Consider the following 13,238-nt stretch of genomic DNA (forward strand, 5'->3'; position numbering starts at 1 on the left):
CGTTATGCCTCATACTTCTGTATTTTTCGTTCCCAACTGGGGTGATATTCGCCTTCGTCAATTCGCATTTTCGCTTCTTCAATCCATTCTTTATGTACTGAGTTTTCAGATCTATTGAACCAATTTATTTTTGAGTTCACCCAGTCAATCGCGATGTTCGACGGTTTTTGTCCATCGTCCAGATATGAGCTTGATTCAATGACCTTTAAGTATCGGAAGCTAAAAAGGTTCCATACGTATACTAATGAATCATCGTCTCTATAATTCTTACACCCCATACAGCCGCTTGGGGTTAAACAGTCAGGCTTTGCGAGTTTATCGGTTGCATCATCAAAGGGTACTGGTTCACCTGTACAAGCAGTACTGAATAAGGACAACTTGGGCTCTCCATGCTCTAGTGGGTCATTAGCCTCCCAGAAACGTGTAAGCTCAACCGCTGCTCGCTGTTGGGAAGGAAATTCATAGGACTCTCGAAAAATCTCCAAGCTATGATTGCCGTGGTCTGCTGTGGCTTGTTCATCAGATGACAGTCTTAATAATATATTTAGACCTATCTTCCTAAAGTTTTTCGGTGCAATAGTGGGGATACTATAAGTTCTTGCTAATTTTGTACCTGTAGCCCAATCAGAATCCCTTCTTTTCCTATAAGCACCTTCATGGGTGAGCATAGGAAATAGATGTCCATTGCTCTCGGCATACTCGCGTATGAACGTTAAATATGCCTCAAACGACTTTCTGTATGGTTTGGGGATTTTAAAAAGCACTTCGCCGCCTCTACGGTTTTTAAATGCTCGCACTTCATAATTTTCACCCATCGGTTTAAAATCACAATCTTGCATTCTTAAGCTGAACGTTGGGGCGGGGTTTTGCATGGTCATCGCTAGAAACATTAAACACTCAAAGGCCACTCTATTATTAAAGGCATGTCTTGCGGCAGTCTCTGTATAATCGCCAGAGACAACAGTGTCATCTTTAATAACGGGGGTGAGATTTATTTCTGTTGCGGTTAATTCCTTTCGCACATTAACTAAGATGGGTAATTTTTTGCTATTTAGTAATTTGGGGTCAAAGTTGTTACATATATCATAAGCGAACTTAGCAAACTTAGCCGCATCTTCAAGATTCGTTTTATCAGCCTCGCGACTTATAGCTCTGCGTGAGTTTCTCTTTGGCTTTAACCGTGTCGATTTAATATCAATACTGTCTAGTTCAGTGATTGCTGATAACAATTTGGATAAGTGGTAACAAGCTTTATAACCAGAGCCTTGTTTAAATTTTATTTTATTTTGCTGCTCACGAATAAACTCATATTCAGCGAACGTATAAAAAGCGGTTTGAATATCGTTAGCTATATCAATTGATATATTTTTTTTATCACAAAAAGAGATGAATACTTTTAAAAATTGGATGCGGCCTTTAGCGCTCGATGAGGCCATTTCGCCGATGTCCAAGCACCCTTCGATATGTTCCTTTGCTTTAACTAGCCATTTAACTCGATGTTCAACGACTGAAAGTTTATAAACATTATTAAGATATTTTTTACTTCTATGCACCTTCCCTCCGCCATTAAAGGCCATAGGTGTTAAGTCCCAAGCACCTGACTCTGGCTGCTCAATTCTTCGATGCACAACTATTAAGTTTGGTAGCTTTTCATCCATCATAACGGCCTGTTAAGCCTTCGACTAATTCGTCAGTTTGTTCAACACTACCTGTGAACATTGCCCATAATGATTCATAGAACGCTTTATCTTGCGGCACTTTATTGATAAACGCCACATACTTCCAAGTCGTTGAAGCGTCTTTATGGAGCATGGCATCTCGCACAAATTCAATCGCACCACTACTTGAGATAGCCTTTGAATTTAAACAATGTTCCATCGTCATCGTTCCGAAAGTCGCTCTTAATTGATGGAATTTGAAACGACCAAATTCGGTATGACCTAGCTCGACCAATTCAGCTCTCAATCTACCGATAATCGTTGAGAACGATGCTCTTGTATATAGGTTGCCACAAGAGGTTAAGAATATGTTTTTTATATGTTCGTTGGACGCTTTAGAACGCCTGAGTATTGCTTCAGCCGAATCATAGTAATCAACAAGCTCTTGAAGTAATACCTGAGGAAACATGATCGGTCCGCTCACATCGAACTTAGTTTTAACAGCCGTTGATGGGCCAACACTTACTCTCATTATGTGTTTCATGTTGGGATCTTGATAAGCGTTTTTTAACGCTTCAGAGGTCAGCGTTGAAATTGTTTCGTAACGACAACCTGTTTGAATAGCAACTTTATGAAATAAATATAGTTCATAGTTACTATGATTTGTAAGGTGTAGCATTAGGGTGTCTAATGATTCTTTGTTCAATGGGAGCAGCCCATCCTCTAATGTTACCCCCGTTCTTCTTTTATTAGGTATGAATAGTTCCGAAGACATAACGTTCATCGTTCTTGAAAATCCAGTCCTATCAAAGAACTTAACTGCCTTGGATTTTTCTTCCCACATATCATACCTGCATTGAGCAAGCATTTCTCGTGAGGCCCAGCGGTAGAAATTTAAAGTTGAATTCATTACAGCAGATACTGTTGATGGTGCTAAATGATGATTCTCTCGACATTCAATCAAGAAGCCTTTAAACCGAAACAAGCAACGCTCTCGCTTCTTCTTTGGGAAGTGAAGCCAGTGAATATTCCCTTTCTCAAGCCAATCAGCATATCTGGCAATGTGACTCATTTCACGGCTTACTGTGTTTAATTTCATTCGTGAATCGTAGAAACGGCTAAAGGCATACTGGTTGGCTTCTTTCCAAGGCTCCCCATCTGCTGAGTATATTTGTGGAAATGACTTAACAAGCTTGGACTTAGGTTTTGGGATAAACCCATGCTTAGCATCTGGAGACAAAGGACTATATATCATTGATTGATGATATATGGTTTCTAGGACTGACATAATTCATATCCAAAGTTATTAAGTTATAACAACATTAGTATATGTATATTAAAGTATCTATAGGTGGTAAGTATATATGTAGTGGGTATGGTTGATAAGTTGACTGTAAAAAAAAAGCCCGCAAACTAAGTGCGGGCCAACTCAAATATCAAGTTGATATAAGGAAGTTAAATTCCAAGAAACATGTCAGAGAGAAAAGATAGAAATCTATCAGTTCAAGTAATCCGGTTAATGATATCTCTTTGGGAGAAAGAGGAAGTATCATTGCGCTAACTCAGAAAACAAAGCTATCATAATAGCGATACAGCCTTCCGACAAACTAAAAAAAATACAGCTTTGTCATTAGAAAAACTAATGCGAAGCTATTGGTTTGATTGTTAAATAAATATAATGAATAATTATTCAAGGATACTGTTAATACGCCAATTAACGGCTTTTGTTGTGATTATTTATGCAACTCTTAATAAGTCTCTTTAATTAACACTGCTTTATTAATGAAGATTTAATCAATAAATTATTTGTAATTTTAGTATTTACTTAAAAAATCTAATGTTGTTCTGCGGAGTTTTATGCCTGTCTGGGCAAAATCATGGTTTAAGGTCAGATGTTCTAATGCGCGTTTGATAGGTGTTGATGGTGCAAATTGTTGATAGTTACTATATAGGTAAATTAAATGCAGGCAAAATTCAATATCGGGGATTTATTGGAGTCTTTGGATTTAAAATGAAGTTGGTAGCTATTGTTCTGTGTTGAAAGTGCCTAGCAAAGGAAACTTTGCTAGGCATATGCGGATTTACTCTTTACTAGCTAAAGTTAGCTTGAGCAAAATCCCAGTTAGCTAATGCCCAAAAACCGTTAAGGTAATTTGGTCTTACATTGCGGTAATCAATGTAGTAAGCATGTTCCCATAAATCTACAGTCATAAGTGGCGTAACACCTTCGTCTGTTAATGGTGTTGCTGCATTAGAAGTATTTACAATCGCTAAGCTGCCGTCAGCGTTTTTCACTAACCAAGTCCAGCTAGAGCCAAAGTTATTAATAGCGCTATCAGTGAACTTAGCTTTGAATTCATCAAATGAACCGAAGTTACTGTTAATAGCTGCTAGTAAATCACCTGATGGCTCACCGCCACCATTTGGACTTAAGCTGTTCCAGTAAAAAGTATGGTTCCAGATTTGTGCTGCGTTGTTAAAAATACCCGCTGAAGAGCTTTTAACAATCTCTTCTAAGCTTTTATTTTCGAACTCAGTACCGCCAATTAAGCCATTAAGCTTAACAACGTATGTATTGTGGTGCTTGCCATAATGAAATGATAAAGTTTCTGCTGAAATGTGTGGCTCTAAAGCATTTTGCTCGTAAGGTAATGCCGGTAATTCAATGGCCATGATACTCTCCTAGTTATAATTCTAATTTTCCACCAAAAATAGGTGTGTTTTCATATAAACTTGAGTAAAATACTCAAGTATTATTTATTCAGGTCATAAAGTTATATAGGGGCTGTTAGGGCAAGTTTCAAGGCTATATATTTTAAAAATCAATAGTTAATATACTTTTATGCTAGTACTTATTCTATTACCTTGTATTGAACAGAGTTGAAAATTTATTTTTTATCTCCATATGGTAGATATTGCAGACAAATTAATAGAATAAGCATTAATTAATAGAGGGTGTTATGGATACAATTGAGCGTATTAAAGAACAAATTAGCGAAAATACAATCTTGCTATATATGAAAGGGTCTCCTAAATTACCAAACTGTGGCTTTTCATCACAAGCTTCACAAGCATTGATTTCTTGTGAAGAGAAATTTGCTTATGTTGATATCTTACAGAACCCAGACATTCGTGCTGAATTACCTAAATATGCTGATTGGCCAACCTTCCCACAATTATGGGTTGAAGGCGAGTTAGTCGGTGGTTGTGATATTATTATGGAAATGTTTCAACAAGGTGAATTACAAACCTTAGTGAAAGAAGCCGCGGCAAGAAATGCCTCAGCAGACGATAGTTCAGCAGAAGCATAATCTTAACTGATTGATATTTAACTATCCGCGACACTTTTTGTCGGCAGATAATTAAACTTTTAACACAAATAAAAATGGAGTATAAAATGAGCGTATTAGTTGGTCGTCAAGCACCAGATTTCACTGCTGCAGCAGTACTAGGTAACGGCGAGATTGTAGATAGCTTTACATTAAGCGAAGCTATTAAAGGTAAAAAAGCAGTAGTATTTTTCTATCCTTTAGATTTTACTTTTGTTTGTCCATCTGAGCTTTTAGCTTTTGATCACCGCATGGAAGAATTTAAAAGCCGTGGCGTAGAAGTAATTGGTGTTTCAATTGATTCACAATTTTCTCATAACGCATGGCGTAACACTCCAGTAAATGAAGGTGGTATTGGTCCAGTACAATACACTTTAGTTGCTGATGTTAAACATGAAATTTGTAAAGCTTACGATGTTGAGCATCCTGAAGCTGGCGTTGCTTTCCGTGGTTCTTTCTTAATTGATGAAGAAGGTAACGTACGTCACCAAGTAATCAACGATTTGCCACTAGGCCGTGATGTAGATGAAATGTTACGTATGGTTGACGCATTACAATTCCACCAAGACCATGGCGAAGTTTGTCCTGCAGGTTGGAAGAAAGGCGATAAAGGTATGACAGCGTCTACTGAAGGCGTAGCTGCTTACCTTACTGATAATGCAGATAAGTTATAATTTTTGCTTAATCGTTAACTTGGTTGTTAAAATTAGTTAACGAGAAAGTAAAAACAAAAAAACCGCGCAAGCGGTTTTTTTATGTCTTAAATTCAATGAAGTCAGCTTGGGATTTTTTCCTGTGCTTCAGCTTCAGATTCACTCTCTGCCTCGGCTAACGGCCAACCACCTAGTGCCCGCCACTTATTAACAATGTGACAAAAATATATTGATTTAGCCGGCAGTTTTCTACTGTGTTTCATCTTTCGTTTCAGTATCAGCTTCTATCTCAGCTAACGGCCAACCACCTAAAGCTCGCCACTTGTTTACAATGTGACAAAATAGCTCAGCAGTCTTCTCTGTATCATAAAGCGCGCTGTGTGCTTCATTATTATTAAAGTCTATATTGGCCGCCATGCAGGCTTTGGCTAGTACAGTTTGACCTAAGGCAAGGCCGGCTAAGGTTGTAGTATCAAAACTAACAAAGCTATGAAAAGGGCTACGTTTAATTTTACAGCGCTCGGTAGCGGCATTTAAAAAGCCTAAATCAAAGGCTGCATTGTGGGCAACAATAATCGCTCGCTGACAACCGGCAGCTTTCATTTTTTTTCGAACTAATTTAAAAAGCCCTTTAAGCGCTACATCTTCCTCAACAGCGCCACGTAATGGATTCGTCGGATCAATGCCAGTAAATTCCAATGCTTTGGGTTCAAGATTAGCCCCTTCAAAAGGTTCAATGTTAAATTGTATGGTTTCATCGATAGAGAAATCACCGGTGGCTTCATCTAAATGCAGCATTGAGGCGGCAAGCTCAAGTAACGCATCCGTTTGAGAGTTAAAACCTGCTGTTTCAACATCGATAACGACGGGGAAGTAGCCACGAAATCTTTGAGCAAAGGCGCTTTTAACGTTTTCAGTATTGGCTTGAGTTTTTTTCTGGCTATCTATTGAGCTTGATTCAGACATTGGTCACTGTGTAATGAAGAGAGAAAAGTAATGTTGTTGATTATCGCAGAAAGTTAATTTAAAAACGACAGTGAACATTGTATCTGACTCATTAAGTCTATTTTTTAGGGTGAAAAGCGATATTTCACCGATAAAATGCTAAAGTTATCTCAGTTTAGGACGATAACTTTATATATCTAATACGGGCTAAAGTGTAATGCTCGTTACCGCTTTCAATATTGTGCATAATTATGAAACCAATAATCGCAGCAATGAGTTCATCTTTTTTTGTCATAGCTAGCTTAACGGCTAGTTTATTTGCCAGTGATGCCCGCGCGGGTATCCGACAATATAGTGCTGACATCCATAACTCACAATGGCAATTATCGGATGATTCTCGCCTGCAATGTACCTTGTCACATCAAATTCCTCGCTATGGTGAAGCGCGTTTTTCAGCAAAAGCTAGCCGCAAACTTAATATGGAATTTGAGCTCGATATGATGTTATTACCGGATAACTACTCATTAGCGGAAGTTCGCAGTGTTGCACCTAACTGGCAACCAGGTGTTGGCTCTCGCACCTTAGCGACGATGAAATTACATAAACAGTTTAACCCGAGTTTACCCAAAAAAGTTGCTTGGACTATGTTAAGTGAACTAGAGCAGGGCATGAGTCCTACCTTTTACTATAACGACTGGTATAGCGAGCAAGATAAAATATCGGTTGGTTTATCAACAGCACGCTTTCAAAAAGCCTATAAAGATTTTGTTGGCTGTGTTGGTAACCTGCTTAATTACAGTTTTGATGATATTGCCTATACCGTACTTAACTATCAATCGAGCAGTGATAAATTTACTAAGGCATCACAAAGACGTATCGATATGATTCGTCAGTATTTGAGTCTAGATCCTGATTTAGAGTTGGTATTGATTGATGCTTATTCTGATAGTTATGGTGGCCGTTGGTCAAACTTAAAGTTATCCGAGCGTCGCGCAGCAAAAATCAGAGATTATTTTGTTAAAAATGGTATCGATGTAAGTCGAATTGCCGCGAAAGGCTACGGTGAAAAACGTCATATAGCCTCGAATGACACTACTCTAGGTAGAGGAAAAAACCGCCGAGTGGTTATTCAAATGCAAAAACCTTAAGCAGTTAAGTGCTTATAGACAGAGTTTTGTAAATAATACTTGCTAATAACTCAACCAAAACTAAAAAATATCTCAAGTAAAGTATTGAACAGGCCTGTAGATTCAAAGTAATCTACAGGCCTGTTTTCGTCTGTGCTCTATTTGAGTGCGACTTTTTATTTTAAAGGGTTAAATGTCATGAAACATTTTTCAAAACTTTGCTTGTTACTTGGCTGTTTTACAGCGTCTGTAGCACCGATTACGTGGGCGCATGATGGAGAGCAACATCAACACACTAAGGTATCTAAGTTAACAGATGCATATACTTACGCTAATTATGATCAAGTTAAAGCGACGCATGTGTATCTTGATCTTAATGTTGATTTTGATAAAAAATCTTTGTCTGGTTTTGCTGAGTTATCACTCGATTGGGCTAGCAAAAACAAAACACCATTAATTTTAGATACCCGCGATCTTGTCATTCACCGTATCATGGCAAAAAATAGCCAAGGCCAGTGGGTGAAGGTGAATTATGAGCTAGCTAAGCGTGATGACGTTTTAGGTAGCAAGCTAACTATAGATACTCAATTTAACGCTGAAAAAGTGCGTATTTATTATCACTCCACTGAAAAAGCGTCAGGATTACAATGGTTATCGGCTGAGCAAACGGCGGGTAAAGAAAAGCCGTTTCTATTTAGTCAAAACCAAGCAATCCACGCTCGTTCTTGGATTCCAATTCAGGATACGCCAAGTGTTCGTGTTACTTACACTGCGCGTATAACTACCGATAAAGACTTATTAGCGGTAATGAGTGCAAACAATGAACTAGGCACTGAACGTGATGGAGATTACTTCTTCACCATGCCACAAGCTATTCCGCCTTATTTAATCGCTATTGGTGTTGGTGACCTGCAGTTCAAAGCAATGAGTCATCAAACCGGTATTTATGCCGAGTCTTATATTTTAGATGCAGCCGTTGCTGAATTTGATGATACTCAAGCGATGATTGATAAAGCTGAAGACATGTATGGCAAATATCGTTGGGGTCGTTACGACTTATTGATGTTACCACCAAGCTTTCCTTTTGGAGGCATGGAAAACCCACGTCTTTCCTTTATCACACCAACGGTTGTTGCTGGTGATAAAAGTTTAGTTAACTTAATTGCGCATGAACTTGCTCATTCTTGGTCAGGTAACTTGGTTACTAATGAAAGCTGGCGTGATCTTTGGTTAAACGAAGGTTTTACCAGTTATGTTGAAAATCGCATTATGGAAGCCGTTTTTGGTACCGAACGTGCGGTAATGGAACAAGCACTTGGTGCACAAGATTTAAATGCTGAATTATTAGAACTTGCTCCAGGCGATACTAAACTTTATATCGATTTAGAAGGTCGTGATCCTGATGATGCTTTCTCAGGTGTACCCTATGTTAAAGGTCAGTTGTTCTTAATGTACCTAGAACAGAAGTTTGGTCGTGAACGTTTTGATGCTTTTGTACTAGAATATTTTGACAGTCATGCCTTTGAAAGTTTAGGTACAGTCAACTTTATTAAATACTTAAAAGCGAACTTAACGGACAAGTACCCAAATATTGTTAGTGATAGTGAGATCAATGAGTGGATCTTTGATGCTGGTTTACCTAGCTATGCACCACAGCCTACTTCGAACGCTTTCACCATTATTGATCGACAAATCAAGCAATTAACTGCTAACGAGATAACACTAGCTCAATTACCTACCGCTCAATGGACTTTGCATGAATGGTTACACTTTATCAATAACTTACCTCTTGATACTAAGCAAGAGCGTATGGTCAACCTAGATAAAGCTTTTGATTTAACTAATAGTACTAATGCCGAAATTACCCACGCTTGGTACTTGCTATCAATTCGTGTTGGTTATAATGAAGTATATCCGGCAATGGGCAAGTATCTGAAAAGTATTGGTCGCCGTAAACTGATTGTGCCTTTGTATAAAGAATTAGCGAAGCAAGCAGAAAGTAAAGCATGGGCTCTTGACGTTTATCAACAAGCACGCCCTGGCTACCATGGCTTAGCACAAGGCAGTGTTGATGCTGTGTTAAAATAATTGCGCAAAGTCATTCTAATACCAATCCCATTAAATTATTGCCTACTTGTGCTGGTTAAAATATGCTAAAGCGGCATTGCTCTCAATCCTAATAGCCAGCTATTGGTCAATCGAGCGCCTTGCTTTGATTTATTTTTCCTATGCACAACAAGATCACAAACTTAATGGAATTGGTATAATAAAGATGGCATGATAATTAAGCGATATAAAAAGGGCTCAATGTGAAAACATTGAGCCCTTTTATTTATTTTAGGTATGAATCTATTCGTTAGTAATTACATAACCATCAAGGTGATTACAGTTTACTTTCAATAATCACATCAACTTGACGTTTTTTATTTTGTTGTGAAATGACCACACGCATTGTTTCTTCAGCTTCTTGGTATTTCAGCGTTAATCGCTCGCGTTTACGTTCTTGTGAATAAGCTTCACCGAAGGCTTGTTGATAAAAGTTGATAATCTGTGCTTCACTTGCGTGAGTGAAGTAGTTAATTACTGCAGGCAGTGCATCACTAAACTCAGCAAAAATTTGCGCATCTTCTAAAACAGGGATGTCAATTACGCCGTTATTAATCACGGCACTGATAGTTTCTTCAGGCTCTTCAATGAGCATCTCTTCAATGATAGGCTCAAAAACAGCAGAAGCTTGAGCAGGTTGCTCTGCAATCTCTTGTGTTGAAGAGCAAGCACTAACGCCAATTGCTATCATACTGAGTAAGGTAAAATGCTTAACAGCTTGTTTTACTCTCATTTAAGTCACTTCCATTCATGTTTGTTTTTTATATTATTTAAATATATACGATTTTTAGTATTAACGCGATATCCGTATAAAAAATAGCATAAATAAACTTACAAATTCGCGGCATAGCGCAATGAGTTTGATTGTTATAGGGTTTATACCTTGTCTTGGTAATAATCCACCCATAAAGCGGTAGCGCCACAAATGGCGACTGGCATTACCACTAAATTGACAATGGGAATCATGGAGAATACCGCGACCGTGATGCCAAAACTATAACTAACGCTCTGATTTTGTTTTAATATTGCTTTCATTTGAGCAAAGGGTATTTTGTGATTATCAAACGGATAATCTTTATATTGTATTGCCATCATCCAAGCAACAAATAAAAACCAAATGATTTGGCCAATAATGGGTAAAACCCACAAAATAATGAAAAAACCAAAAGCACGGGGTAAATAGTAACTCAGCTTTTGCCATTCTCTACTTAGTGTCCTAGGCACATCTTTAACTATGTCGAGCATATTGCCTTTCGGCGCTTCTTGACCAGATAGAATAGCCTCCATTTTTTCGGACAATAAGCCATTAAAAGGGGCGGCTAGCCAATTTGCCACGGTACTAAATACAAATGAAAAAATGACCAGAATAGTAAGTACCGCTAAAGGCCATAGTATGACACTTAACCAATCAAGCCAGCTGGGTAACCAGGCCATAATGCGGGTCATATAGTTATTAAGCTCTAAATAGACAAAATAAAAGGCAACACTAAACAGTAGAGCGTTGATTGCTAGAGGGATAAAGACAAAGCGACGTACACCTTTTTGTCTAATCAGGCTAAAGCCTTTAAAAAAGTAACTGGCACCACTGTGAACTATAGTGGCATTTTTAGCTTTTTTAGATGAATGAGGCATTACGTTAAGGGAATCCTAAGTGACTGATATTTTTCAGGTGAGTATATACCTGTTTCACCTGAATATGCAGGATTCAGCTGGAATTAAAATGACTTTAGGCAAGTCATTCTATGCTTTGATTAGTTAACGCTGGATAAAGCCATTTTAAACCCATCGAAGAAGCGTTTGAATAGCATCTACTTCATCGTTACTGTAGCTTATAATGACGCTACATGGATGTAGTCTATTAGAGAATGCAGGAGCATATTCTCCTGAATAAACCAATATTTCATCACAACGCCATGAATTGAAATAGCTCAAGCACTATGAAACATGCATCTTGATTGCTTACTGCTATAAAAAGTTCTTTCATGCTTTTACCACATTAACTTGTTACAAATTCACTGAATTTCTGGTAAAGTTTCTTGTTAATATATCGCGATAATATTCGCATGAAAAATAGTAATTAGAGAGTAAATAGGCTCGAAATGGAAGATAACTTCAGAAACGTCTTAATTATACTTAGCGCCATTGTCATTACCGCAATATTTCTCCATGGCTTATGGACAATAAGAAAACAAAAAAATCCCTACAAACTCAAAACATCTAAAAATAAGATTGACCCGATCACTCGAGATTTTGATGGTAAGGGTTTTGATCAAGATGGTGTCGGACAAGTAAAAGTTAAGCCTAGTGTAGTAAGTGGCAGTAAAAACCTTGCAGAGGAGGTTGTTACTGAACATATTTTGACCACTGGTGTGCAGCTACCCGATGACCTATCTAAAAGCCAAATATTAATTAAAAAAGATGTTTTAGGTGATCTTGCTAGTCAGACTAGTCAAGGCGAAGTTGAACAAGTTGATAATATCTCAGTTCAGCCATTGGATAGCAGCCTTGAAGATGACTGGTTCAAAGACGATATTCAAGCAGGCTTTCAACAAGACTCCTTTGAAGCTTCCCCTGAAGAAAGCAGCAGCCAATTTACTAAAGATGAATTAGGTGACGAGTTAACACCTACTAAGAATACTGCCAATGCTAGGGTTGTTAAAACACCGGTAGCACCCAAGCCAGTCATTCATTTTGAACCTTTATATGAGCAACCGGTAACTCAAGCTAAGCCAGCACGCACGCCAATTAAAAAAATTACCAAAACACCATCACCGGCGACATTGAAACGTGACCAGATGGATATTGATTTAGATATACAGGCAAGCGAACGAGTTACTGAGCCTAAGCAGGCTGCAACTCAACTAGAGCCACAAGTCATTATTTTATCAGTGGTAATGCCCGCTAATCAGCAGATGCTTGGTGCAGTATTATTACCAAGTCTACTGACCCTAGGTCTCAAATATGGCGAAATGAATATTTTTCATCGTCATGAAGATAATGCCGGTAACGGTAAAGTGACCTTTAGTTTGGCTAACATCATGAATCCAGGCTCATTCGATTTAGATAGTATGGAAATTTTTGCCACCCGCGGCGTCAGTTTATTTATGACCTTACCTAATGCTGGCGATGCTTTCTATGTCTTTGAGCAAATGCTTAATGCCGCCAAGCAGCTGGCGCAAGAGTTTAATGCCCAAGTGCTTGATGATAAACGTAATGTTATGACTAAACAAACTGAGCAACACTACTTAAGTAAAATACGAGAGTTCGATCGTAAAAGCCATGTTGCCCTAGTGGAGTAAGTACTAACTTTTGCTCTTATCCTCGCATTATTTACATATTACAACGGGCTTATGCCCGTTTTTATTTTCTTTATTGCGAGATTTCTTCTCGTTTAAAGCCACTCAACTATTTGTGTCGTTT

At 38.2% G+C, this 13,238-nt stretch carries 12 protein-coding genes; 5 read left to right on the forward strand and 7 right to left on the reverse strand.

Annotated elements, in window-relative coordinates:
• Positions 1-2: 2 nt before the first annotated feature.
• The 3 genes from HRT55_RS01860 to HRT55_RS01870 all read right to left on the reverse strand — a co-directional run bounded on the left by HRT55_RS01860 (position 3) and on the right by HRT55_RS01870 (position 4,331).
• On the reverse strand, positions 3-1,661 hold the full coding sequence (locus tag HRT55_RS01860; RefSeq protein ID WP_287205215.1) for a hypothetical protein: 1,659 nt from the start codon (positions 1,659-1,661) through the stop codon (positions 3-5).
• Positions 1,651-2,946, reverse strand: coding sequence for a hypothetical protein (locus HRT55_RS01865; protein ID WP_287205214.1), 1,296 nt, complete (start codon positions 2,944-2,946; stop codon positions 1,651-1,653). Before HRT55_RS01865 ends, HRT55_RS01860 begins: the two co-directional genes overlap by 11 nt.
• Positions 2,947-3,749: 803 nt before the next feature.
• On the reverse strand, positions 3,750-4,331 hold the full coding sequence (locus HRT55_RS01870; RefSeq protein ID WP_291618373.1) for a Fe-Mn family superoxide dismutase: 582 nt from the start codon (positions 4,329-4,331) through the stop codon (positions 3,750-3,752).
• Positions 4,332-4,618: 287 nt separating this feature from the next.
• Between HRT55_RS01870 and HRT55_RS01875 the strand changes: the two genes are divergently transcribed.
• Entirely contained in the window at positions 4,619-4,969 is a 351-nt protein-coding gene (locus HRT55_RS01875; RefSeq protein ID WP_291613234.1) for a Grx4 family monothiol glutaredoxin, read from the forward strand.
• 86 nt (positions 4,970-5,055) lie between these two features.
• The gene (locus HRT55_RS01880; protein WP_291613232.1) at positions 5,056-5,661 is read left to right on the forward strand and encodes a peroxiredoxin; all 606 of its coding nucleotides are present in this window, start codon (positions 5,056-5,058) and stop codon (positions 5,659-5,661) included.
• A 101-nt stretch (positions 5,662-5,762) separates the two neighbouring features.
• On the opposite strand, the gene HRT55_RS01885 is transcribed toward HRT55_RS01880, so the two are convergent.
• Together HRT55_RS01885 and rnt are read right to left on the reverse strand one after the other, a co-directional pair.
• A complete protein-coding gene (locus HRT55_RS01885; RefSeq protein ID WP_291618374.1) occupies positions 5,763-5,903 on the reverse strand; it encodes a hypothetical protein in 141 nt (46 codons plus the stop codon).
• Positions 5,890-6,606: a ribonuclease T gene (gene rnt / locus HRT55_RS01890; protein WP_291618375.1), complete on the reverse strand. Its 717-nt coding sequence runs from the start codon at positions 6,604-6,606 to the stop codon at positions 5,890-5,892. Before rnt ends, HRT55_RS01885 begins: the two co-directional genes overlap by 14 nt.
• A 230-nt stretch (positions 6,607-6,836) precedes the next feature.
• On the opposite strand from rnt, the gene HRT55_RS01895 reads away from it, so the two are divergent.
• Together HRT55_RS01895 and HRT55_RS01900 are read left to right on the forward strand one after the other, a co-directional pair.
• Positions 6,837-7,733 carry an OmpA family protein gene (locus HRT55_RS01895; protein WP_291618376.1) on the forward strand — a complete coding sequence of 299 codons (897 nt, stop codon included), beginning with the start codon at positions 6,837-6,839 and terminating at the stop codon, positions 7,731-7,733.
• 177 nt (positions 7,734-7,910) lie between these two features.
• Complete coding sequence (locus HRT55_RS01900; RefSeq protein ID WP_291618377.1) at positions 7,911-9,800, forward strand: M1 family metallopeptidase; 1,890 nt, start codon at positions 7,911-7,913, stop codon at positions 9,798-9,800.
• Between the two features lie 295 nt (positions 9,801-10,095).
• Here the strand turns inward: HRT55_RS01900 and HRT55_RS01905 are convergent, their stop codons facing one another.
• Both HRT55_RS01905 and cysZ read right to left on the reverse strand, forming a co-directional pair.
• Positions 10,096-10,551, reverse strand: coding sequence for a hypothetical protein (locus HRT55_RS01905; RefSeq protein ID WP_291618378.1), 456 nt, complete (start codon positions 10,549-10,551; stop codon positions 10,096-10,098).
• 143 nt (positions 10,552-10,694) lie between these two features.
• Positions 10,695-11,450 (reverse strand): sulfate transporter CysZ, encoded by a 756-nt coding sequence (cysZ, locus tag HRT55_RS01910; RefSeq protein ID WP_291618379.1) that lies wholly within the window; start codon positions 11,448-11,450, stop codon positions 10,695-10,697.
• Between the two features lie 467 nt (positions 11,451-11,917).
• On the opposite strand from cysZ, the gene zipA reads away from it, so the two are divergent.
• On the forward strand, positions 11,918-13,117 hold the full coding sequence (zipA, locus tag HRT55_RS01915) for a cell division protein ZipA (protein ID WP_291618380.1): 1,200 nt from the start codon (positions 11,918-11,920) through the stop codon (positions 13,115-13,117).
• Positions 13,118-13,238: the final 121 nt, after the last annotated feature.

The organism is Colwellia sp., assembly GCF_013214175.1.
GTDB lineage: Bacteria > Pseudomonadota > Gammaproteobacteria > Enterobacterales > Alteromonadaceae > Colwellia.